22 protein-coding genes and 1 pseudogene are annotated in these 23858 nt (G+C 61.9%); 17 read left to right on the top strand and 6 right to left on the bottom strand.

Annotated elements, in window-relative coordinates; all coding sequences use genetic code 11:
• Nucleotides 1–20: 20 nt before the first annotated feature.
• The 4 genes from LCF59_RS06715 to mdh form a co-directional block, all read right to left on the bottom strand.
• Nucleotides 21–521 carry a DUF805 domain-containing protein gene (locus tag LCF59_RS06715; RefSeq protein WP_292286681.1) on the bottom strand — a complete coding sequence of 167 codons (501 nt, stop codon included), beginning with the start codon at nt 519–521 and terminating at the stop codon, nt 21–23.
• Between the two features lie 16 nt (nt 522–537).
• Nucleotides 538–1422: a succinate--CoA ligase subunit alpha gene (gene sucD / locus LCF59_RS06710; protein WP_292286680.1), complete on the bottom strand. Its 885-nt coding sequence runs from the start codon at nt 1420–1422 to the stop codon at nt 538–540.
• A gap of 83 nt (nt 1423–1505) precedes the next feature.
• Nucleotides 1506–2699, bottom strand: a complete 1194-nt coding sequence (sucC, locus tag LCF59_RS06705; RefSeq protein WP_292286679.1) for an ADP-forming succinate--CoA ligase subunit beta — start codon at nt 2697–2699, stop codon at nt 1506–1508.
• A 403-nt stretch (nt 2700–3102) separates the two neighbouring features.
• Nucleotides 3103–4065 carry a malate dehydrogenase gene (gene mdh, locus LCF59_RS06700; RefSeq protein ID WP_292286678.1) on the bottom strand — a complete coding sequence of 321 codons (963 nt, stop codon included), beginning with the start codon at nt 4063–4065 and terminating at the stop codon, nt 3103–3105.
• A 147-nt stretch (nt 4066–4212) separates the two neighbouring features.
• On the opposite strand from mdh, the gene LCF59_RS06695 reads away from it, so the two are divergent.
• A complete protein-coding gene (locus tag LCF59_RS06695; protein WP_292286677.1) occupies nt 4213–4968 on the top strand; it encodes a sulfite exporter TauE/SafE family protein in 756 nt (251 codons plus the stop codon).
• Between the two features lie 14 nt (nt 4969–4982).
• Here LCF59_RS06695 and LCF59_RS06690 read toward each other — a convergent pair whose 3' ends face one another.
• A complete protein-coding gene (locus LCF59_RS06690) occupies nt 4983–5297 on the bottom strand; it encodes a hypothetical protein (RefSeq protein WP_292286676.1) in 315 nt (104 codons plus the stop codon).
• 191 nt (nt 5298–5488) lie between these two features.
• Here LCF59_RS06690 and LCF59_RS06685 point away from each other — a divergent pair, with 191 nt between their 5' ends.
• From LCF59_RS06685 to LCF59_RS06645, 9 genes are all read left to right on the top strand, one after another.
• Complete coding sequence (locus LCF59_RS06685; protein ID WP_292286675.1) at nt 5489–6346, top strand: CoA ester lyase; 858 nt, start codon at nt 5489–5491, stop codon at nt 6344–6346.
• 6 nt (nt 6347–6352) lie between these two features.
• The gene (locus LCF59_RS06680) at nt 6353–6901 is read left to right on the top strand and encodes an NnrU family protein (protein WP_292286809.1); all 549 of its coding nucleotides are present in this window, start codon (nt 6353–6355) and stop codon (nt 6899–6901) included.
• 3 nt (nt 6902–6904) lie between these two features.
• The gene (locus LCF59_RS06675; protein WP_292286674.1) at nt 6905–7108 is read left to right on the top strand and encodes a DUF1737 domain-containing protein; all 204 of its coding nucleotides are present in this window, start codon (nt 6905–6907) and stop codon (nt 7106–7108) included.
• A 37-nt stretch (nt 7109–7145) separates the two neighbouring features.
• Entirely contained in the window at nt 7146–8177 is a 1032-nt protein-coding gene (locus LCF59_RS06670; protein ID WP_292286673.1) for a MaoC family dehydratase, read from the top strand.
• A 278-nt stretch (nt 8178–8455) separates the two neighbouring features.
• Nucleotides 8456–8842 (top strand): succinate dehydrogenase, cytochrome b556 subunit, encoded by a 387-nt coding sequence (gene sdhC, locus LCF59_RS06665; RefSeq protein WP_292286672.1) that lies wholly within the window; start codon nt 8456–8458, stop codon nt 8840–8842.
• Between the two features lie 10 nt (nt 8843–8852).
• The gene (sdhD, locus tag LCF59_RS06660) at nt 8853–9224 is read left to right on the top strand and encodes a succinate dehydrogenase, hydrophobic membrane anchor protein (RefSeq protein ID WP_292286671.1); all 372 of its coding nucleotides are present in this window, start codon (nt 8853–8855) and stop codon (nt 9222–9224) included.
• A gap of 21 nt (nt 9225–9245) precedes the next feature.
• Nucleotides 9246–11051 carry a succinate dehydrogenase flavoprotein subunit gene (sdhA, locus tag LCF59_RS06655; RefSeq protein ID WP_292286670.1) on the top strand — a complete coding sequence of 602 codons (1806 nt, stop codon included), beginning with the start codon at nt 9246–9248 and terminating at the stop codon, nt 11049–11051.
• Nucleotides 11051–11365 carry a hypothetical protein gene (locus LCF59_RS06650; protein WP_292286669.1) on the top strand — a complete coding sequence of 105 codons (315 nt, stop codon included), beginning with the start codon at nt 11051–11053 and terminating at the stop codon, nt 11363–11365. The genes sdhA and LCF59_RS06650 overlap by 1 nt, the downstream gene beginning before the upstream one ends.
• 10 nt (nt 11366–11375) lie before the next feature.
• Complete coding sequence (locus LCF59_RS06645) at nt 11376–12155, top strand: succinate dehydrogenase iron-sulfur subunit (RefSeq protein WP_292286668.1); 780 nt, start codon at nt 11376–11378, stop codon at nt 12153–12155.
• Nucleotides 12156–12325: 170 nt separating this feature from the next.
• On the opposite strand, the gene LCF59_RS06640 is transcribed toward LCF59_RS06645, so the two are convergent.
• A complete protein-coding gene (locus tag LCF59_RS06640) occupies nt 12326–13447 on the bottom strand; it encodes an AI-2E family transporter (protein WP_292286667.1) in 1122 nt (373 codons plus the stop codon).
• A gap of 112 nt (nt 13448–13559) precedes the next feature.
• Between LCF59_RS06640 and LCF59_RS06635 the strand changes: the two genes are divergently transcribed.
• The 7 genes and pseudogenes from LCF59_RS06635 to LCF59_RS06605 form a co-directional block, all read left to right on the top strand.
• Nucleotides 13560–14591, top strand: coding sequence for a sodium:calcium antiporter (locus LCF59_RS06635; protein WP_292286808.1), 1032 nt, complete (start codon nt 13560–13562; stop codon nt 14589–14591).
• Between the two features lie 90 nt (nt 14592–14681).
• Nucleotides 14682–15485, top strand: coding sequence for an alpha/beta hydrolase (locus LCF59_RS06630; RefSeq protein ID WP_292286666.1), 804 nt, complete (start codon nt 14682–14684; stop codon nt 15483–15485).
• A gap of 525 nt (nt 15486–16010) precedes the next feature.
• Nucleotides 16011–17693: a methyltransferase domain-containing protein gene (locus LCF59_RS06625; protein ID WP_292286665.1), complete on the top strand. Its 1683-nt coding sequence runs from the start codon at nt 16011–16013 to the stop codon at nt 17691–17693.
• 75 nt (nt 17694–17768) lie between these two features.
• Nucleotides 17769–18647 carry a methylenetetrahydrofolate reductase [NAD(P)H] gene (metF, locus tag LCF59_RS06620; RefSeq protein ID WP_292286664.1) on the top strand — a complete coding sequence of 293 codons (879 nt, stop codon included), beginning with the start codon at nt 17769–17771 and terminating at the stop codon, nt 18645–18647.
• A gap of 11 nt (nt 18648–18658) precedes the next feature.
• Nucleotides 18659–22386: pseudogene (gene metH, locus LCF59_RS06615) on the top strand (methionine synthase).
• A gap of 61 nt (nt 22387–22447) precedes the next feature.
• A complete protein-coding gene (gene metK / locus LCF59_RS06610; RefSeq protein ID WP_292286663.1) occupies nt 22448–23638 on the top strand; it encodes a methionine adenosyltransferase in 1191 nt (396 codons plus the stop codon).
• 26 nt (nt 23639–23664) lie between these two features.
• On the top strand, nt 23665–23858 hold a 194-nt coding region (locus LCF59_RS06605; RefSeq protein WP_292286662.1), incomplete at its 3' end, for an adenosylhomocysteinase.

Raw genomic sequence — 23858 nt, 5'->3', positions numbered from 1 at the left:
TTTTCTTGGGGCAGACGATATCAGGCGTTTTGTGCCGGCGGGGGGCCATAGGCATTGGTTTCAGGCTCGGACGGGCGTGTCAGCCACCACAGGAACAGGAGGCTGACGATTATCTGCACAATGCCAACGACCGACAGCAGCGCCATGTTCCCCATGTTCGGCATTTGCCCGGTGGCCATCGCATCGGGATCGGGCATGGTTGGCGTGAGCAGCGTTGTGATCAGGCTCAGACCGAAAGGGATAAAGATGTACCACCCCTGCCGGCCGGTATCCTGCAATCGCCGATACCCCGCCGCGAGCATCGGGCAGATCACGGCAAGAATATAGACGAGGTAAAGCACCCACCAGATCAGTTGGGTGATCAGACCGCCAATAATGAAGGCGAGAAAGAACCACCAATATTCGGACCGCGATGCCCGCCCCTGAAAGGTGGCATATTTCTGCAACAGGCAGGTGCGAATGGACGTCTGGAAATCCATCGTCATCTTTGTCGACTCCTTTGGCGTGGGTGTGATGGGCATATTGCCCATCCACACGTTATGCCTTGATTGCCTCCAGAACCGCTTCGCCAAGACCTGCAGGGCTCTCGGCCACAACGATGCCGGCAGACTTCATCGCGTCGATCTTGTCATCGGCACCGCCCTTGCCACCGGCGACAATCGCGCCAGCGTGGCCCATGCGGCGGCCCGGAGGCGCGGTGCGGCCTGCGATGAACCCGGCGGTCGGTTTCCAGCGGCCCTTCTTCTTTTCATCGGCGAGGAACTGCGCCGCTTCCTCTTCGGCAGAGCCACCGATTTCCCCGATCATGATGATGCTTTCGGTCTCGTCGTCAGCAAGGAACCATTCCAGCACGTCGATATGCTCGGTGCCCTTGATCGGGTCGCCACCGATGCCGACGCAGGTGGACTGGCCCAGACCCACATCGGTGGTCTGCTTGACCGCCTCATAGGTCAGCGTGCCCGAGCGCGAAACCACGCCGCAGGTGCCCCGCTTGTGAATGTGGCCCGGCATGATGCCGATCTTGCAGGCGTCGGGTGTGATGACACCGGGGCAGTTCGGGCCGATCAGGATGGAGTTCGAGGTCTCCAGCGCGCGCTTGACCTTCATCATGTCCATCACCGGAATACCTTCGGTGATGCAGCAGATCACGTCCATCTCGGCGTCGATCGCCTCGAGGATGGAATCTGCGGCGAAGGGCGGCGGCACGTAGATCACGGAAGCATTCGCGCCCGTGGTGTGTTTGGCCTCGTGGACCGAGTTGAAGACCGGCAGGTCGAGATGGGTCTGCCCGCCTTTGCCGGGCGTCACGCCGCCGACCATCTTGGTGCCATAAGCGATGGCCTGTTCGGTGTGGAACGTGCCCTGGCTTCCGGTGAGGCCCTGGCAGATGACTTTGGTGTTTTCGTCGATGAGGACAGCCATGTGGCGTTCTCCTAATGTGGGATGCGCAATGTTACGCACCTGAAATTCCGTCACAAAGGTGCGTGTCAACACGCACCCTACGCTTAGCCCTTGACCGCTTTCACGATCTTTTGCGCGCCGTCCTTGAGATCGTCGGCGGCGATCACGTCAACATCGGAGGAGTTGATGATCTTCTTGCCCTCTTCGACGTTCGTCCCTTCCAGGCGCACAACCAGTGGAACCTTGAGACCCACCTCTTTCACGGCCGCGACAACGCCTTCCGCGATCACGTCGCAGCGCATGATACCGCCGAAGATGTTGACCAGGATGCCCTGGACCTGCGGATCCGATGTGATGATCTTGAACGCCTCGGTCACCTTTTCCTTGGTTGCACCACCGCCAACGTCAAGGAAGTTGGCAGGCTCGGCGCCGTACAGCTTGATGATGTCCATGGTGGCCATGGCAAGCCCCGCGCCGTTCACCATGCAGCCGATTTCGCCGTCCAGGGCAATGTAGTTGAGGTCGTACTTGGACGCTTCCAGCTCTTTGGGGTCTTCTTCCGTTGTATCGCGCAGCTCGGCGATGTCGGGGTGGCGGTAGACCGCGTTGCCATCGAAGCCCATCTTGGCATCCAGACATTTCAGATCACCCGCATCGGTGACGATCAGCGGGTTGATCTCGAGCATCTCCATGTCTTTTTCGACAAACATCTTGTAAAGCGTGCCCATCAGCGCGACGCATTGTTTGATCTGCTTGCCGGTCAGGCCAAGGTTGAAGGCGATACGGCGGCCGTGGAAAGGCTGGTAGCCGGTGGCGGGATCGACCGAAAAGCTCAGGATCTTGTCGGGTGTGTTTTCCGCGACCTCCTCGATATCCATGCCACCCTCGGTGGAGGCGACAAACGACACGCGTGAGGTCTGGCGATCCACGAGCAGCGCGAGATACATCTCGGTCTCGATGCCCGATCCGTCCTCGATGTAGATGCGGTTGACCTGCTTGCCCGCGTCACCTGTCTGTTTGGTGACAAGCGTGCGACCAAGCATCTTCTTGGCTTCCTCTGCGGCTTCCTCGACCGATTTGGTGAGACGCACACCACCCGCTTCGCCGGCGCTGCCTTCTTTGAACGTGCCCTTGCCGCGGCCGCCAGCGTGAATTTGCGCCTTCACCACCCAGAGCGGGCCGTCCATTTCGCTTGCCTTGGTCTTGGCCTCTTCGGCCTTCAGAACCACGCGGCCATCCGACACCGGGGCTCCGTAGCTGCGTAGCAGGGCTTTTGCCTGGTACTCGTGAATGTTCATCGATCAACTGTCCCGTTTGTTGCTGCGATTTTTGCCGATATAAGAGTGTATACCGCCTCACTTTAACGGTTTTTTTGACGCGGAGCGGCAATAGGGCGAAAAAAGCGACATTTGTGATCACACAGAAAAATCGTGTGATCACAAAATATGCCGGTCCCGCGTGGCGCCTTGTCTTGCAGGGCGGAGGTATACGAATCTGTAAAATTTCCGGAAATTTGGTAGCGATGGGGGCAGCGCACCCCAGAACGGGTCCTCGCGCGTGAAAGTACAGAAAGATATCCACCCACACCACCGGACGTTCATGCACTGCCGGAATAAGACGAAACGTGGCCATCGGGCCATTGACAGAAAAAGCGCCCGACGACGTGTCGCGGGGCGCTTTCCATTGATCTTCCAAAGATGGTTACGCGAGGCTTTCGTCGATGCCTTTGCACGCCTCGACAAGGCCTTTGACCGCGTTCACCGAATTGTCGAACATCGCCTGCTCTTCTTTCATCAGCTTGATATCGACGATCCGCTCGATCCCGGCTGCGCCGATCACGGTGGGCACACCGACATAAAACCCATTAAGGCCAAACGCGCCGTCACAATAAGCGGCACAGGGCAGAAGACGCTTCTGGTCCTTGAGATAGGCTTCGGCCATTTCTATGGCGGATGTCGCGGGCGCGTAGAAGGCAGACCCTGTCTTGAGCAGACCGACGATTTCGGCGCCACCGTCGCGGGTGCGCTGAACAATCGCATCAAGCTTGTCCTGCGTGGTCCATCCCATCTTGACCAGGTCGGGCAGCGGGATACCGGCAACGGTGGAATAGCGGGTCAGCGGCACCATCGTATCGCCGTGACCGCCAAGCACGAAGGCGGTGACATCTTTCATCGACACGTCGAATTCTAGGCTCAGAAAGTGGCGGAAGCGCGCTGAGTCCAGAACCCCGGCCATGCCGCAGACCTTTTCCGCCGGCAGGCCCGAAAATTTCTGCAGTGCCCAGACCATCGCATCGAGCGGGTTGGTGATGCAGATCACAAACGCGTCGGGGGCGTTGGCGGCGATACCTTCGCCCACGGATTTCATCACCTTTAGGTTGATGCCCAGCAGGTCGTCCCGGCTCATGCCCGGCTTGCGCGGCACACCGGCGGTGACGATGCACACATCCGCACCTGCAATGTCGGCATAGTCCTGCGTGCCTTTCAGCTTAGCGTCGAACCCTTCGGAGGGGCCGGATTCGGCAATATCCAGCGCCTTGCCTTCGGGCGTGCCTTCGGCGATGTCGAACATCACGACGTCGCCCAGTTCTTTTAGTGCCACGAGGTGGGCGAGAGTGCCCCCGATCTGTCCCGCGCCGATAAGGGCAATCTTGGGTCTGGCCATGGAATTTGTCTCCGGTCCGTTTTGAGTTTGGATCGTGCTAGTTCGACAATTGCGGTTTCGCAAGAGCGGCGACGACGCATGTCCCGGCTGGCGGAGCAGGGAATGACCGGATATGTCGATGATATTCCCTAGGAAAGCGGGGCTGGAATGGATGTTCTGAGCTGGACAGTTTTTGCGATTGGCGCGCCTGCCGTGCTGTTTGCCGGGGTCTCCAAGGGGGGCTTTGGTTCCGGTGCGGCCTTTGCCAGCGCATCGATTCTGGCACTTGTGGTCGAGCCGTCGATCGCGCTGGGGATCATGCTGCCTCTGCTCATGCTGATCGATGTGGCTAGCCTTCCAGCCTATTGGGGAAAATGGAGTTGGCCGGAGACCCGTCTGCTTCTTCTGGGCGGTGTGCCGGGCACGATCCTGGGCGCGCTGTTCTTTGAATGGGCGGATGACGACGTGATCCGCTTGCTCATCGGCGGGATCTCGATCGGTTTCGTTCTGTGGCAATTGACGCAGGTTGTCGGCTTTTTCCGTTTGGGGCAGCGAGCGCTGTCGCCAACGGCGGGGGTGACTGCGGGTGTGGCGCTGGGCTTTACAAGCTTCGTCAGCCATGCGGGCGGTCCCGTTGCGGCGGTCTATCTGCTTGGTCGGAGGCTGAGCAAGACCGCGTTTCAGGCGACGACCGTGATCGTGTTCTGGGCGATGAATGTCATAAAGGCGGGCATTTATGCCGCGATGGGCTTTTTCACCTTTGAAACGCTGACACTCAACCTGGCTCTGGCCCCGGTTGCCATTCTGGGGACGTATCTGGGCGTTCGGGGCCATCACATTGTCCCCGAACGCGTGTTCTTTGGTTTGACCTATGTTCTTTTGACGGTCACCGGGTCGAAATTGATCTGGGACGCCGTGGCCTAGCTGCTGGACCCTGGCTAGGCGTCTTTGGACGGGACCGCCCGTGTCCGGGCCAAACGTTCGAACGCCTGGCCGCTGGCGACAAGGCACGTCATGCCGTTGGCCGTCGTGACCGTTATGGTCCATGTGCCGGTATCGGTGGAGGCAAAAACCTCGACCATCGCGTTGTTCTGGCCCAGCCCGATACTTTGCCGGGTTTCGCCATAGGTGCTGGTGAGCCGTTCGATCACCTGATCGCGCGGCGCGCAGGTCTGCTGCGCTTGAGAGAGCGAGGCCGAGGCCAGAAGCGCCCCGATGCCCAGCATCGTCATTTTCCAAAAATCCTGTTTCATTGCCTTCCCCCGTTTTGGCTGTGATTGGCAAATCGTCCGGCGCAGGATCTTACATTTGGTTAACGCCGCGCCCGCAGTACCGGGATGTCACTGCACTTGCTGCGATGCGGCAAATCTCCTATTGCAATTTTTACACGAAAATGTAGCTCTTCGGCGCAATAATCTTTCGTCCAGATGCCAAGGAGATTGCCATGGACATGCGCAGCCGCCCATATCGTTCGGTTCTCTACATTCCCGGATCAAGGGATCGCGCCCTGGACAAGGCGCGGAGCCTTCCGGTGGATGCCATCATCTTCGATCTGGAGGATGCGGTTACGGTCGAGGAAAAGCCGGCTGCACGGGCCACCTTGCAAGACGCATTGGCCCAGGGCGGTTATGGCGCACGGGTGCGGATCGTGCGGATCAATGGCCTGGACACAGACTGGGGCCGCGATGACGCAAAGGCGGTCGCGGGTATGGCGTGTGATGCGGTGCTGCTGCCCAAGGTGGAATGCGCCGCGCAACTTGATGCGCTGGCCGCGATAACGGGCGACTTGCCGATCTGGGCGATGATGGAAACGCCGCGCGGGATGCTGAACGCGGCCGAGATTGCCGCGCATCCAAAGCTGGCGGGCATGGTGATGGGCACCAATGACCTTGCCAAGGACTTGCAGACAAGGTTCCGCGCCGACCGGCTTCCGATGCTCACATCGCTTTCGATCTGTTTGCTTGCCGCCAAGGCCGAAGGTCTGGTGATCGTCGATGGCGTTTATAATGCGTTCAAGGATGATGACGGACTGGCCAGGGAATGCACACAGGGCCGCGACATGGGTTTTGACGGCAAGACGCTGATCCACCCGGCGCAGGTGGATATCGCCAACACCGCCTTTGCGCCGACGCCGGATGAGATTGATCTGGCCCGCCGCCAGATCGCGGCCTTCGAGGCGGCGGAAGCAGGCGGACAGGGCGTTGCCGTCGTCGATGGCAAGATCGTTGAAAATCTTCACGTTGCCACGGCCCGTGAAATACTGGCAAAAGCAGAGGCAATCGAAACCATCCAAGCGGGGTAAGCCATGATGGGTCTTCTAGTTCTCGGTCTTCTGTTGTGGGTTGGGGCCCATATTTTCAAACGCGTCATGCCAGAGCAGCGCGCTGCGTTGGGCGACCGCGGCAAGACCATGGTCACTGTCGTGCTTTTGATCAGTCTCGGCCTGATGATCTGGGGCTATCGCGGGGCGGAGTTCATCCCCGTCTGGTATCCGCCGGCATTCCTTGTGCACGTGAACAATCTGCTGATGCTGATCGCCATTTTCGTCTTCGGCATGAGCGCCACCACCGGACGCCTGCGCGGCAAGATGCGGCACCCGCAACTGACCGCCGTTAAAATCTGGGCGGTGGCCCACCTGCTGGTCAATGGTGATGTCGCCTCCATCATCCTGTTCGGCGGCTTGTTGGCCTGGGCTGTGATCGAGGTCATTCTGATCAATCGCGCCGAACCTGTCTGGGACCGCCCGGAGCCGGGCGCGGCAAAGAAGGATGTGCTTCTCGTCGTGATCACGCTTGTCGCGTTCGGGGTGATCGCCGCGATTCACGCATGGCTCGGCGTTTGGCCGTTTCCGAGGTAAGTCATGAAAATCTATCGCTTTTTAACCGAAGACGACACATCTGCCTTTTGTCACAAGGTGTCCGAGGCGCTGGGCAACGGGTGGGCGCTTTATGGCGATCCCACCTATGCCTACGACGCTGCCAATGGCGTGATGCGCTGCGGACAGGCGGTGACGAAGGAGGTCGATACCCCCTATAGCCCGGAGATGAAGCTGGGGCAGCAATAGAAAACGCCGGGCAGGTGCCCGGTCCACGAGGTGACGCATGACCAAGACCAACGCAGGCCGCTTTTTCGAGGATTACGCAGTAGGGCAGGTGATCCGCCACGCGGTGCCGCGGACGGTGAAGGCCGGAGAGCGTGCGCTGTATCATTCCCTCTACCCGGCGCGCCATGCGCTCTATTCCTCGGACCAGTTTGCGCAGGCCTGCGGCCTGCCGTTCAGCCCTCTGGACGACATGATCGCGTTTCACGTGGTCTTTGGCAAAACCGTGCCGGACGTGTCGCTGAACGCGGTGGCCAACCTGGGGTATGCCGAGGGGCGCTGGATCACCCCGGTCTGGCCTGGCGATACGTTGCGGTCAGAGTCCGAGGTGATCGGGGTCAAGCAGAACTCGAACGGCAAGACGGGAGTGGTCTGGGTCCGCACTCGCGGGCGCAATCAGCATGACGAATTGGTCATGGAATATGTCCGTTGGGTCATGGTCCGCAAACGCGACCCAGATGCGGCCGCACCGGACACCGTGGTGCCCGATTTGCAAACTGCGGTTCCCGCAGAGGAGCTCGTGATCCCCAAGGGACTCGATTTTACCAACTATGATTTTGACCTCGCAGGAGAGCAGCACCGGTTCGGCGACTACCTGATCGGCGAAAAGATCAACCATGTGGATGGTGTAACCATCGAAGAGGCCGAGCACATGATGGCGACGCGGCTCTGGCAGAACACCGCCAAGGTGCATTTCGATTCCACGTTTCGATCTGATGGGGCTCGTCTTGTTTACGGAGGACATGTGATCAGCATGGCGCGTGCGCTGTCCTTCAATGGGCTTGCCAACGCGCAGATGATCGCCGGCCTGAACGGCGGGGCACATGCCAATCCGTGTTTCAGTGGAACAACAGTGCGCGCTTGGTCAGAGGTGTTGGACAAGGCCGAAACCGGGGCGCCGGGGGTCGGGGCGCTCCGCCTGCGGTTGGTTGCGACGTCGGAGCCCGTGTCCTTCGATCTCAAGGACGAGACGGGAAAATATCTCCCGCATGTGTTGCTCGACCTCGATTACTGGGCGCTGATGCCGGTGTGAGGCAGGCATGCGTCTGCGCGGCCTGTCCCGGCTTTCGAGACGTGATCGCACGGATACAGCTCCAGGAGATATTGAACTGAAATCAGAAAAACCCGAGAGATTTCATCTATTTTTGGAAAGGCCGGGGTTTTGTGATCACTGATTTCCGGCGTGTGATCACAAAATCCCCTGAATCTGTCCAATTGCGCCAAAAAACCGCGCCCCGCGGTGGATGGTCGGCGTGACACGTCGTATAAAAATAATAGAACAGTGCTTAGGAACTGGAAAGGACTCGGATCATGGCTGACGTCAATCGGGGCAAGCGGCCCCTGTCACCACACCTGCAAATTTACCGCCCCCAGCTTACCTCCGTGACGTCGATCTTGACGCGGATCACCGGCAACGCCCTGATCGTCGCGTCCGTGTTGATTGTCTGGTGGTTGCTCGCAGCGTCGACAGGGCCGGGGTATTTTGCCGTCGCGGACGGGTTCGTGACAAGCTGGTTCGGGGACATCGTGATGTTCCTGTCACTCTGGGCGCTGTGGTACCATACCCTCGCCGGTGTGCGGCACCTGATCTGGGACAACGCGAAGATGCTGGAAATCGACCGGGCCGAAATGCTTGGCTGGATCGTGGTTATCGGCTCTGGGGTCCTGACGGTTCTTTCTGTAATCATCCTTTGGTGAGGCGCGACACATGGCATTTCTGACAGACCGCAAACGCGCCATCGGCTGGGGCGCAGCAAAATCCGGGACGGAGCATTTCTGGGCGATGAAAAAATCGTCCGTCGCGCTTTTGATCCTGATCCCGTTCTTCGTGTTCACCTTTGGCGGAATTCTGGGGTCGTCCTTCGAAGAGGTGCAGGCCTATTATGCGCGCCCCTTCCCGGCGATCGTCGCCGCCTTGACCCTGATCGTCGGCTTCAAGCACTTCAATGACGGTTTCCAGACGCTGGTCGAAGACTATGTTCATGGCGTGTGGGAGAAACTCCTGATCCTCGGCATGACCTGCATTAGCTACGGCGCGGCCGCCGTTGGCGTTTTTGCAATCGCTAAAATGGCCCTTTGAGACATCGGAGCAAAACAGACTATGACTGCATACGAATACGAGACGCATGAATATGACGTCGTGGTCGTCGGCGCGGGCGGCGCAGGCTTGCGTGCCACGCTCGGGATGGCCGAACAGGGCTTGCGCACGGCGTGCGTGACCAAGGTGTTCCCGACCCGGTCGCACACCGTGGCCGCGCAGGGCGGAATTGCCGCGTCGTTGTCGAACATGGGCCCGGACCATTGGCAGTGGCATATGTACGACACCGTCAAGGGGTCTGACTGGCTCGGTGACACGGATGCGATGGAATACCTCGCCCGCGAAGCCCCCAAGGCGGTTTACGAGCTTGAACATTACGGCGTGCCGTTTTCGCGCACCGAGGAAGGCAAGATCTATCAGCGCCCGTTCGGTGGCCACACCACCGAATTCGGAGACGGACCACCCGTCCAGCGAACCTGTGCCGCCGCAGACCGGACCGGCCACGCGATTCTGCACACGCTTTATGGTCAATCGCTCAAGAACAACGCCGAGTTCTATATCGAATATTTCGCCATCGATCTACTCATGTCGGACGATGGACGCTGCACCGGCGTTGTCTGCTGGAAGCTCGATGATGGCACAATGCATGTCTTCAACGCCAAGATGGTCGTGTTGGCCACGGGTGGCTACGGCCGCGCCTATTTCAGCGCGACCTCGGCGCATACCTGCACCGGTGACGGCGGCGGCATGGTGGCGCGGGCTGGCCTGCCGCTTCAGGACATGGAGTTCGTACAGTTCCACCCGACCGGGATCTACGGATCCGGCTGCCTGATCACCGAAGGAGCGCGCGGCGAAGGCGGGTATCTCACCAACTCCGAAGGCGAACGGTTCATGGAGCGCTATGCGCCCAACTACAAGGACCTCGCGCCACGGGACTACGTGTCCCGCTCCATGACCCTGGAGATCCGCGAGGGTCGCGGCGTGGGCGCGGAAAGCGACCACATCCACCTGAACCTGTCGCACCTGCCGAAAGAGGCTTTGGCCGAACGTTTGCCGGGAATTTCCGAATCCGCCAAGATTTTCGCCGGTGTCGACGTGACCAAGGAACCGATCCCGGTTCTGCCAACGGTCCACTACAACATGGGCGGCATCCCGACCAACTACTGGGGTGAGGTGCTCAACCCGTCGAAGGACGATCAGAATGCTGTCGTTCCGGGCCTCATGGCGGTGGGCGAGGCGGGGTGTGCATCCGTTCACGGGGCGAACCGCCTGGGCTCGAATTCGTTGATCGATCTTGTCGTGTTCGGCCGGGCTGCCGCGATCCGGGCCGGAAAGGTTGTCGATCCTGAAAGCGCCATCCCCGAGACAAACACAGCCTCGGTGGACAAGGCGTTCGACCGGTTCGACAGTTTGCGCAACGCTAAGGGGACTGTGCCGACAGCCGAACTCCGGCTTGAGATGCAGAAGACGATGCAGGCCGATGCCGCCGTGTTCCGGACCGCCAAGACGATGAAGGACGGTCTGGAAAAAATGGGCGCCATTGCAGCCAAGCTCGATGATTTGCATGTCACCGACCGGAGCCTGGTCTGGAACTCGGACCTGATGGAGACGCTGGAGCTGACGAACCTGATGCCGAACGCCCTGGCCACCATCGCCGGCGCCGAGGCCCGCAAGGAAAGCCGCGGCGCGCACGCGCATGAGGACCATGGCGAACGGGACGACACGAACTGGCGTGTCCACACCATCGCGCGGGTTGACGGGGCCGAGACCCAACTCAGCTACCGTCCGGTTCTGACCGATCCTCTGACCACTGAAAAGGAAGGCGGCATCGCGGTCACGAAAATCGCGCCGAAGGAACGGACGTTCTGATGCGCCTTGCGCTTTTCCTCGTCACGGCTTTGGCTGTCACGGGCTGTTCGGTGCAGCAGCAGGACAGGATCGCGCGCGACGCCGCCCGGTCGGCCGTGACGCCGGTTTTGGTCGAGCGGTTTCCCGGCGTGCCGCTGGAACCGGCGCTGGACTGTGTGATCGACACCGCCAGCGCGGTGCAGATCCGGGCGCTGGCGCTCGACAGCGTGGGAGGCCCGACGGAAAGCACGGCGCAAATCGTCACGGATATCGTCTCGACACCCGAGACATTGAGTTGCCTGGCGGCCGAGGGGCTGCCGGCATTGCTTCGCTAAGGAGAGAGACATGGTTCAACTGACGCTCCCCAAGAATTCGACGATCCGCACGGGCAAAACCTGGCCCAAGCCGGACGGGGCCACCAATGTCCGCAAGTTCAGCATCTATCGCTGGAACCCGGATGACGGCGAAAACCCCCGTGTGGACACGTATTACGTGGACCTCGATACATGCGGGCCGATGATCCTCGACGCGCTGGTCAAGATCAAGAACGAGATTGATCCGACGCTCACGTTCCGGCGGTCCTGCCGCGAGGGTATTTGTGGGTCCTGCGCGATGAATATCGACGGGATCAACACGCTGGCCTGCATTTATGGTCTTGATGAGGTCGACGGCGACGTGAAAATCTACCCGCTGCCGCACATGCCGGTGGTGAAGGATTTGATCCCGGACCTGACCCACTTCTATGCCCAGCACGCGTCGATCATGCCGTGGCTGGAAACCAAGACGAACCGGCCGGCCAAGGAATGGAAGCAGTCGATCGGGGATCGCAAGAAGCTGGACGGGCTGTATGAATGCGTGATGTGTGCCTGCTGCTCCACGGCCTGCCCATCGTATTGGTGGAACGGGGATCGGTATCTTGGACCGGCGGCGCTGTTGCATGCGTATCGCTGGATCATCGACAGCCGGGACGAGGCGACCGGAGAGCGGCTCGATGAGCTGGAGGATCCGTTCAAGCTTTATCGGTGCCACACGATCATGAACTGCGCCAAGACCTGTCCCAAGGGGCTTAACCCGGCCAAGGCGATTGCGGAGATCAAGAAAATGATGGTTGAGCGGCACGTGTGAGCCGCCCCGTCCCACGCGTGGGACGCTGTCATGGCACGAGATATCAAGGGGTTACCGGGACGGATTAACCACTTGTTAGCAAATGGGCCGGTGAAGCGTGGCGCTTTGCCGGCCTTTATACGGTCAACAGGCCGGGCGGATCGTCCCGGTCTGCTGGGGGGCGCCGCGCGTCAATTTGACAGGGCGCGGTCCAGATGGTCCATGTTGGACTGGTTGCTGAGAAAAAGTGCAACGGGGCGTAGCGGTTCGATCGAGTGGGACACAACCAGCAGGCAGAGCACCAGAGGCGTGGACAGGAACGCGCCGGCAACGCCCCAGAGCCAGCCCCAGAACATCAGCGCGACCAGGATGATTACCGGCGACAGCATGAACTGCCGGCCCAGAAACCGTGGGTCGATGAAATTGCCCACGATCTGTTCGATGGCGAAAATACCGGCCCCGATCCAGAAGGCCGTGAGCGGGTCAAGCACGAGAAAGGCATAGAGTACCGGCAGCAGACCGGAAATGATGGACCCGATATTGGGAATATAGGTCAGAATGAAAGTCAGGACTGCCCAGACCACCAGCAAATCCAGACCAAAGAGGGCAAGCCAGCCAGTGTAGAGCGCGGCCTGAAGCACGCCGATCAGGGTGCGCACGTATAGAAATTTTCGCAGGCGCCCGGAGATGCTGCGGATCGTGTCGTGGCAGATCTGCGCATTTTCAGCCGAGAGCAGATCGCCTGTCTTGGACCGCCAGCGCGGCATTTCGATCAGCATCAGAAGGACCAGGAAGAACACGATGAGAAAGGCGGTCACGAAGGCGCCTGTCATCGTGACGGCAGAGCTTGCAAAGTTGGTCGCCCGCTGGACAACCCAGTCGCCGAAATTGCTTCCTGCCTTGCCCCAGATTGCGCCGATTTCCCCGGCGAAGGGGAGAGTTTGATCCTGCGTCTGCGCGCTGCTCTGGGGCACGAGCTCGTTCAATTCGTCGGTGATGCTGGGCATCGCTTGCAGGGTTTGCTGGCCGGCGAAATAGAGCGCGCCGAACACCATGATGACGACGGCAACGATCAAAAGCATGACGACAAGATGTGCCATCCAGGCGAAGCCGCGCGGCAGGGACCGGTGGACCCATTCGTCCAGCGGGGCGACAAGCAGCGTGATCAGAACGGCGAAGACCACCGGAATAACCACAACCGCCATGGCCGAGAGCACCCAGAACGACAGGACAAGATAGATCAGGCCGACAAGCCAGGTAAGCGGTTTGGCTTTCACACCTGTCAGGACAGGTTCCGGGCCTTGGCGGGTCATATCAGGTCCTTGGTGCAAACGATGATCTGAAAGGCCAACGTGGCGTTCGTGTTCGGGGTTCCGAAAACAAGACTTTGCGGGAAACCGGAACGGCGAGTGCGCGTTGAGCTTGGTGTTTGCTTCAGGTTCCCTGTCCCTGCTGCTGATCCTTGGCGGGATCGCGGCGGGTGTCGTTCTCTTTGCCGGGTTGAGGATGACAACCCTTGCGGATCGCATCGCGGATCGCACCGGTTTCGGTGAAGCGCTGATCGGCGGGGTCCTTCTGGGGGCGGCCACGTCTTTTTCCGGCACGATCGTTTCCTTGAGCTCGGCGCTGGATGGCCGTGCGTCGCTGGCCTTTGCCAACGGCATCGGTGGCATCGCGGCACAGACGGCATTCCTGGCACTGGCCGACCTGCTGCACCGGAGGGCCAACCTGGAACATGCGGCGGCAGAGCTGGCCAATGTGTTTCAATGCGGGCTTTTGATGCTGATGCTGGCGGTGCCCTTTGCCGCGTTTACAACACCGGACTTCACGGTGATCGGCGTACATCCGGCATCTTTCGCGCTGGTCGGGATATACGCAGTCGGCGTGGTGGCGACATCGCGTCTGCGCGACGCGCCCATGTGGCGGCCGGTGCGGACCGAGGAAACCCGCGATGATGTGCCGGATGAAGAGGACGGCCCCGACCGGCCCGCGCGTGCCTTGGTCGGGCAGTTCCTGGCCTTGATGCTGGTCATGGGCGTTGCGGGCTGGGTGATTTCGCAGGTCGGCGGCCAGTTGACCGAGCGACTGGGTGTTTCGGCAACCCTCGTGGGGGCGCTGATGACGGCTGTTGTGACCTCCTTGCCCGAACTCGTGACCACGCTGGCGGCGGTGCGGCGCGGCGCGCTGCAATTGGCGGTCGGCGGGATCATCGGGGGCAACACGTTCGACATCCTGTTCCTGACCGTGTCGGATTTCGGATATCGCGCGGGGTCGCTCTATCACGCGATCGGATCGCCGGACCTGTTCTGGCTGGCGACGGCACTGCTGATGACGGGTGTGTTGTTGCTGGGGTTGTTGTTCCGCGAAAAGCAGGGACCCGGCGGGATCGGGCGGGAAAGCGTCCTGCTCCTGGCGATGTATATTGGGGCCATTGCGATGCAAGCGGTCGTCGGCTGAGGCGGTTCGCTGCGGGCGTTGACGATGGGCCAATGGCGGTGAATATAGCGGCGTCGCCCGGAGCAAGTGTACCAAGAGAGGCTTGCGCTCATGTCCGATCCCACGTCTGGTCCACCGGTTGTACTGCTTCCCGGTTTGCTGGAAACGCATCACATGTGGGAGACGATGATCGACCGCCTTCGGTGGTCCCCCGACCGTATGGCGGTGTTCGACCTGCCGGGGCACATGCCGGGTGACGATGCCGAAACCATTGCGCAAGACCTGGAAACTGGTGGCTGGGTCGACCGTTTGGCAGAGCAGATCCGCGACCGGTTCGGCGGGGTGCCGGCGCTGGTGATCGGACATTCGACCGGCGGGATGATGGCGCTGTGGCTGGCGCAGCGGTATCCCGAGCTGATCGACAGTCTTGTCCTGATCGGGGCGCTGACGAAGGGCGACCGGGGCCGTACGTTCGATCCGGGGGCGCGGTTCTTTTCGGTGCCGATGCTGGGCGAGATGGCGTTTCGCGCGGGCATGACGATGTGGTTGTCATCGCCCGAGAAGTTCCAGCAGGGCTATGCGCTGGCAGCGGCGGACCGCAAGCTGGAGGTGCCCGCGCCCGAGGCGATGCGCGCGCAGCTGAGCGCCTGCGATCCAAGCGCGCTTTATGCAACGGCGATGTGGGTGCTGAACGCGGATGTCGGGGCCGGTCTGGCGCAGGTCGGGTGTCCGGTGCTTGCCATCATCGGGTCACGCGATCCGATCGTGCCGCCGGCGCACCAGATCGGGATCATCCGGGGCGCGCCCCAAGGGGTTGCGCAGATGATGCCGGCGGGGCATTTGCCCTTTGCGGAATGCCCCGATCTCGTGGTTGCCGCGCTGCGCGGCTGGCAGCTCCGGCAGGCGCGCGGCTAGGTCGCAGGCGGTCCGTTAACGGCCCGCGCCATGCGGATCCTCTGAAATCACGGGACATTTTCCAGACCCCGGTTCCAGACCCTGGGCATACCGCCCGTCATCCGCCGGCGATGGTCCGGGTAACGGTCCTGGTGCACCCTGCGGTTGGGCCGTCGTGTCGCGGATGAACCATTCGCGAGTCGGGAACCGCCCATACGGACTTTTTATCGGTGTAAATCATTGTCTTAGCAAGAATGTCGCAAATGGGGGTTGAACCGTCGCTATTGGTTAGTGATGGTAGGCGCACAGGTTGGATGGCACCGTGGACGCCTCGGAATGGTGGTGAGCCTGCAAAAGGCTTTTCATTGACCGGGACAGGCCGCGGGCCCGACCACACTGCATCCCGCGGTAGGATCACGCGAGCCGCGGCGAACATCGAAATAAGCAATGCGAACGGTGCAGCCCCTGCGGCTTGCGCAGCGATATCGTGCAGCCGGCGGTCATCTGGATCGGCGGTAACGGGACAGTTCGAAACTGGAGACACACATGACCCAACCGATGGCCGAAAACGCCGAACTGACGATGACCGATCAGGTTTACAGCGAGGATCCGCTGGCCGATCGCGAGACCGATCATTATCGCAAGGAATACGTCAGCACCTTCGTCGACAAGTGGGACGAGCTGATCGACTGGGAAGGCCGTGCCGAGAGCGAGGGTCAGTTCTTCATCGACATCCTGCGTGCCCGCGGCAAGGAACGGGTGCTCGACGTCGCCTGCGGCACCGGTTTCCATTCGGTCCGGCTGACCGAGGCGGGCTTTGATGTGACCGCGTCCGACGGGGCGGCCTCGATGGTGGCCAAGGCGTTCGAGAACGGACAGGCACGGGGCCTGATCCTCAAGACCGCGCAGGCCGATTGGCGCTGGCTCAACCGTGACATCAACGGCAAATATGACGCGATTGTCTGCCTGGGCAATTCCTTCACCCATCTGCACAAGGAATCCGAACGCCGCCGCGCGCTGGCGGAGTTCTATGCCGCGCTCAAGCATGACGGGCTGCTGATCCTGGACCAGCGCAATTACGACGCCATGCTCGACCGCGGGTACTCGACCAAGCACAAGTATTACTATTGCGGCAACAAGGTCACGGCGGAGCCCGATCACGTCGACGAGGGGCTGTGCCGGATGCGGTATTCCTTCCCGGACGGGTCGTCCTACACGCTCAACATGTGCCCGATCCGCAAGAACTACACGCGCCGCCTGCTGTCGGAGGCCGGTTTCGAGCGGGTCCGCACCTATGGCGATTTCCAGGAAACCTATGCCGAGGACGATCCGGATTTCTTCATCCACGTGGCCGAGAAATCGGCCCTGCACCTGGTGCGGTGGGGCGCGTCGGAAGACGGCAAGGAGGATATCCGCGACATCACCGAAGATTATTATGACAGCGATGATGCGGATACGTTCTATTCCACGATCTGGGGCGGCGAGGACCTGCATATCGGCCGCTACGCCGAAACGCCGGACATCCGCACCGCGTCGGACCGGACCATCGAGTCGATGATCGACCGGCTGCCAACCCTGGACGGCTCGGCCCGGGTGCTGGACATGGGTGCGGGCTACGGTGGTGCCATGCGCACGCTGGTCCGCAAGACTGGCTGCGAGGCGGTCTGCCTCAACATTTCGGAGACGCAGAACGAGTACAATCTTGGCAAGATCCGCGCGGCCAAGCTGACCGGGAAGATCACGGTGCGCCACGGCGTGTTCGAAGACGTGCCGGAGCCCGATGCCAGCTGTGACGTGGTGTGGAGCCAGGACGCCTTCCTGCATTCCGATCAGCGCGCCAATGTACTGGCCGAGGCGTGGCGCGTGCTCAAGCCCGGCGGGCATCTGATTTTCACCGACCCGATGCAAGCCGATGCCGCTGACCCGGCGGTGCTACAGCCGGTCTATGATCGCCTGCAGCTCAACGACCTGGGGTCACCCCGGTTTTACCGCGAGGCGGCCGAGGCGCTTGGCTTCGAGACCGTGGAGCAGGAGGACGCGGTGAGCGACCTGCGCGCGCATTATTCCCGCGTGCGCGAAGAATTGATCGCCAATTATGCCAAACTGCGCGAGGCCGGAGCCTCGGCAGAGTATCTCGACAAGATGGCCGTGGGGCTGGAGAACTGGGTGAAGGCCGCCGATGACGGTCATCTTGCCTGGGGCGTGCAGCACTTCCGCAAGCCTGCGTGACTTGGCCCGCCGGGGTGGTTTAAAACGCCCCGGCACTTATCTCATCCCTGTGCCCTTGCAATTGGAGAATACCGCATGACCGGGACCAATCCCGATGCCCCCGCCACTGTGTCTTTCGAACTGTTCCCGCCCAAGACCGAAGCCAGTGAAGCGGCGCTTGTGCGCGCCGTCGATCAACTGGCCGGTGCCGAACCCGACTATTTTTCGGTCACCTATGGCGCGGGTGGCAGCACCCGTGACCGCACCGCGCGCGTGGTGGACATGGTGGGCGCGCGCACCGGGCGTCCGGTGGCCCAACACCTGACCTGCGTGGGCGCCAGCCGGGACGAGATCGACCGGCTGGCCGAGGGTCTGCACGACAAGGGCATCAGCCGGATCGTGGCCCTGCGCGGCGACTTGCCCGAGGGGCAAAGCCTTGCCCCGGACGGCTATGGTGACGCTGCCGAACTCGTGGCGGGGTTGCGCCGGGTGGCCGATTTCGACATCTCGGTCGCCGCCTACCCGGAGGTTCACCCCGAGGCCGCGAGTGCGCAGGCCGATCTCGATCACCTCAAGCGCAAGCTGGATGCGGGCGCGGCCCGGGCAATCACGCAATATGCGTTCGATACGGATGAGGTCCTGCGTTTCGTGGACCGGGCCCGCGCCGCCGGCATCACGGCGCCCATCGTGCCGGGGATCATGCCGGTGACGAATTTTGCCGGGATCAAGCGGTTTTCGGCCATGTGCGGCGCCTCTGTGCCCGACTGGCTGGCGCGGATGTTCGACGGTCTGGACGATGCACCCGAGACCCGCGCCATGGTCGCCACCAGTGTCGCCACGGAACAATGCCGGCTTTTACTGGACGCGGGCCTGTCCGAGTTCCATTTCTATACGCTCAATCGGCCCGAAGTGAGCCTGGCGGTGTGCCGCGCGCTTGGGCTGACGCCAGAGATCACGGCCGAGAGCGCCGCCTGAGGAGAGACCAAATGACCGAGACCGACATCACGGCCCATGCCGCAGACCGCATCCTCGTGCTGGACGGGGCCATGGGCACCATGATCCAGCAGCACAAACCGGGCGAGGAGGTCTATCGCGGCACGCGCTTTGCCGACTGGAAAAGCGACGTTGGCGGCAACAGCGAATTGCTGAGCCTGACGCAGCCCGAGATGATCCGCGACATTCACACCGCCTTTCTTGAGGCGGGGGCGGATATCCTGTGCACCAACACCTTTGGCGCCAATGCGATCAGCCAGGCGGATTACGGCATGCAGAGCCTTGCCGCAGAGATGAACGTGGAAAGTGTGCGGCTCGCCCGGGAGGCCGCAGAGGCCGTGGCCACGGCCGACCGGCCCCGCTGGGTTGCCGGCGGGATCGGGCCGACCAACCAGACCGCCAGCATCAGCCCCGACGTGAACGATCCGGGCTATCGCGCCGTGACCTTCGACGACCTGGCGCGCGCCTATGGCGACGCTGCACGCGCCCTGATCGAGGCCGGGGTCGACCTGCTGCTGGTCGAGACGATCTTTGACACGCTCAACGCCAAGGCGGCCCTTTTCGCCATCGACAGCCTCGCTGACGAGGGTCTGACGGTGCCGCCGCTGATGATTTCGGGCACCATCACCGACCGGTCCGGCCGGACGCTGACGGGGCAGACGCCCGAGGCGTTCTGGGTCTCCATGAGCCACGCGCAGCCGTTCTCGATCGGCCTGAATTGCGCGTTGGGGGCCGACGAGATGCGTCAGCATGTGCGCACCCTGTCCGAAGTGGCCGATACCCGCGTCAGCGCCTATCCCAACGCGGGCCTGCCCAACGAGATGGGCGGCTATGACGAAACACCGGAAGAGACCGCCGCGCATCTGGGTGACTGGGCCGAGGCGGGGTTGGTCAACATCGTCGGCGGCTGCTGCGGCACCACGCCCGACCACATCCGCGCCATCGCCGAGGCGGTCGCCGGCAAGCCGCCGCGGAAGGTCCCGGCGACGGTGCGGCGGATGCGCCTTTCGGGGCTTGAAATGTTCGAGGCGCCCGGCGCCATTCAGGAGGACGCGGCATGAGCAGTGTTTCCAGTTTCATCAATATAGGTGAGCGCACCAACGTCACCGGGTCAGCCAAGTTCAAGAAGCTGATCATGGAGGACGACTATGCCACCGCGCTCGACGTGGCGCGCGAGCAGGTCGAGAACGGCGCGCAGATCATCGACGTGAACATGGACGAGGGGCTGCTCGATTCCGAGCAGGCCATGGTGACTTTCCTCAACCTGATCGCGTCGGAGCCCGATATCTCTCGTGTGCCGGTGATGATCGACAGTTCCAAGTTCGAGGTGATCGAAGCCGGTCTGAAATGCGTGCAGGGCCGCGCGGTGGTCAATTCGATCTCGCTCAAGGAGGGCGAGGCGGCGTTCCTTGAACAGGCGCGCACGGTGCGCCGTTACGGCGCTGCCGTGGTCGTCATGGCCTTTGACGAGAACGGCCAGGCCGAGACCGCGCAGCACAAGTACGAGATCTGCCGCCGGTCCTATGATCTGCTGGTGGACAAGGCGGGGTTCCAGCCCTGGGACATCATCTTTGATCCCAACATCTTTGCCGTGGCCACGGGTATCGAGGACCACAACGACTATGCCAACGCCTTTTTCGACGCGATCAAGCTGATCAAGGCGGACATGCCGGACACGCATATTTCCGGCGGGCTGTCCAATGTCTCGTTCAGTTTCCGGGGCAACAATGCCGTGCGCGAAGCGATGCACTCGGCGTTTCTCTATCACGCGATCCCGCTGGGCATGGACATGGCCATCGTCAACGCGGGCCAGATCACGGTCTATGACGATATCCCCGACGAATTGCGTGACGCGGTCGAGGACGTGCTGTTCAACCGCCGTGATGATTCCACCGAGCGGCTTCTGGACATCGCTGACAAGTACAAGGGCAGCGGCGAGGCGACGAAAAAGGAAGACCCCAAGTGGCGCGAGGCCCCGGTCGAGAAACGTCTGGAGCACGCGCTTGTCCACGGCATCACCGATTTCGTCGTCGCGGACACCGAGGAATGCCGCCAGCGTGCCGAAAAGCCGCTGCACGTGATCGAAGGGCCGCTGATGGACGGCATGAACGTGGTGGGCGACCTGTTCGGCGCAGGCAAGATGTTCCTGCCGCAGGTGGTGAAATCCGCCCGCGTTATGAAGACCGCCGTCGCCCATCTTCTGCCCTACATGGAAGAGGAAAAGCGCCTGCAGGGCGACACCTCGGCCAAGGGCAAGGTATTGATGGCGACGGTGAAGGGCGACGTACACGACATCGGCAAGAACATCGTCGGCGTCGTGTTGCAGTGCAACAATTACGACGTGGTGGACATGGGCGTGATGGTGCCGACCGAGGACATCCTCGCCAAGGCGAAAGAGGAAAAGGTCGACATCATCGGGTTGTCCGGGCTCATCACGCCGTCGCTCGATCGCATGGTCGATGTCGCGGGCGAGATGAAGCGCCAGGGGTTCGATCTGCCGCTGTTGATCGGGGGGGCGACCACCTCGAAGAAACACACCGCCCTGAAGATCGCGCCGGAGTATGACAACGGTGTGATCCATGTGGACGATGCCTCCAAGGCGGTGGGCGTGGTGTCCAAGCTGTTGTCCAAGACGGCGGCGCCGGAGTACCTGGCCGGGATCGCCGAGGGGCAGGTCAAGATGCGCGCGGGCGACGACCGCACCGGCGACAGGCCCACGGCGCCACTGGTGCAGGCCCGGTCGCGAGCCTTTGACGGCGGTTGGGACAGCTACACGCCCCCTGTGCCGCAGTCCCCCGGCCTGACCGTGATCGACGATATCGAGATAGCAGCACTGCGCGACTATATCGACTGGACGCCGTTTTTCTCGACCTGGGAGATGAAGGGACAATATCCGGCCATCCTCGACGACCCGCACAAGGGCGAAACGGCGCGCGAGCTTTTCGAGAACGCCCAGGCGATGCTGGACCGGATCGAGACCGAGGGCTGGTTCACCCCGCGCGGGGTGGTCGGGCTGTGGCCCGCCAACAGCCAGGGCGATGATATCCTGGTCTGGACGGACGAGTCCCGCGATACCCTGCGCGCGCGGATGCCGCAATTGCGCCAGCAGCGCAACAAGACCGGCGACACCGCGCAGATGTGCCTTGCCGATTTCATCGCCCCCGAGGGCACGCCCGACTGGGTGGGCGGCTTCACCGTCACGACCGGGACAGAGGTGCATGATATCGCCGACCGGCTCAAGGCCGAGGGCAACGACTACGATTCGATCATGGTCCAAGCCCTGGGCGACCGCCTGGCCGAGGCCTTTGCCGAAGCGCTGCACGCCCGCGTGCGCCGCAGTCTTTGGGGATATGCGCCGAACGAGGGATTGGATAACAGCGCCCTGATCAAGGAAGAATATCGCGGCATCCGCCCCGCGCCGGGCTATCCCGCCTGTCCGGACCATACCGAGAAGCGCACGATCTTCGATCTGCTCGATGCGCCGGCGCATACTGGCGTAACGCTTACCGAATCCTGCGCAATGTGGCCCGCATCGGCGGTGTCGGGGCTCTACTTCTCGCACCCCGAGGCCCGCTATTTCGGCATCGGGCGCATCGGACCGGATCAGGTGTCGGATTACGCCACGCGCAAGCAAATGGAGATCGCAGAAGTCGAGACATGGCTGGCCCCGAGCCTGGCCTATCGACCCGATACGTCAGCGGCAGATCGCAAGATCGCCTGACACCCCGCAAGTTCACTTGCCAAGACCAACCAAACCCCACAGCAGTGGAGAAAGGAACGAGATGAGCGACAAGACCTGGCTGTTTACCAGCGAGTCTGTGTCCGAAGGGCACCCGGACAAGGTTTGCGACCGGATTTCGGACGCTATTCTGGATGCTTACCTGGCGGCCGATCCGCAGTCCCGCGTGGCCTGCGAGACGCTTGCAACCACCGATCACGTGACCATAGCCGGCGAGGTGCGTGGTCCCGAAGCCGTGCTCAAGGACGTGGAGCAGATCGCCCGAGACGCGATCCGCGACATCGGCTACGACCAGCCCGGATTTTCCTGGCGCAATGCCGAGATCGTCTGCCGCCTGCACGCCCAGTCCGCCGACATCGCGCAAGGCGTCGATGAGGGCGACAAGGGCGAGGAAGGTGCCGGCGACCAGGGCATCATGTTCGGCTATGCCTGCAAGGAAACCGCCGAGCTGATGCCCGCGCCGATCCAGTTCGCGCACCGTATCCTGCGCCACATGGCCGAGGATCGCAAATCTGGCAAGCAGCCGAATTTCGGACCCGACGCCAAAAGCCAGGTGACCCTGAAGTACGCGAACGGAAAGCCATCGGGTCTGGATACCGTTGTCGTCTCGACGCAGCACGCCGAAGGCCTCAGCCAGGCCGAGGTCCGCGAGATGGTCAAGCCCTATATCACCGATGTCTTCAAGGCCGAGGGTTGGGACCTGCCAGCCGATGACAAGCTGATCGTGAACCCAACCGGCAATTTCGTCATCGGTGGCCCCGACGGCGATGCAGGGCTGACGGGCCGCAAGATCATCGTGGACACCTATGGCGGCGCAGCGCCCCATGGTGGTGGTGCCTTTTCGGGCAAGGACCCGACAAAGGTCGACCGCTCCGCAGCCTATCTCGCGCGCTACCTGGCAAAGAACGTCGTGGCCGCTGGCCTGGCGGACAAGTGCCAGATCCAGCTCGCCTATGCGATCGGCGTGCCTGAGCCCGTGGCGATCTATGTCAACACGCTGGGCACCGGGCAGGTCGGCGAAGAAGACCTGGCCAACCGCCTGCGCGAAATGGTCCGCATGACGCCGCGTGGCATTCGCGATCACCTGCAACTGCTGCGGCCCATCTACACCCGGACAGCCGCCTACGGGCATTTCGGGCGCCAGCCCGAGGATGACGGCGGGTTTTCCTGGGAGAGGACCGATCTGGCCGATGAACTGGCCCGCAGCTTCGGCGCGACCGTGGCCGCGCAATAATCCAACGGATTTCAAGGAACGACAGAATGAACAAACCTGACACTGTAACCGCCGCGGACTACGCCGTCCGCGACATTTCCATGGCCGAGTTTGGCCGCAAGGAGCTGGATATTGCCGAGACCGAGATGCCGGGGCTGATGGCGCTGCGCGAGGAATTCGGTGAGAGCAAGCCCTTGAAGGGGGCGCGGATCGTTGGCTCGTTGCACATGACGATCCAGAC

The sequence above is a fragment of the Marivita sp. genome, from assembly GCF_020055675.1.
GTDB lineage: Bacteria > Pseudomonadota > Alphaproteobacteria > Rhodobacterales > Rhodobacteraceae > Marivita.
The sequence above is the reverse complement of the archived record's forward strand: the minus strand, read 5'-3'. Positions and strand labels throughout refer to the sequence as shown.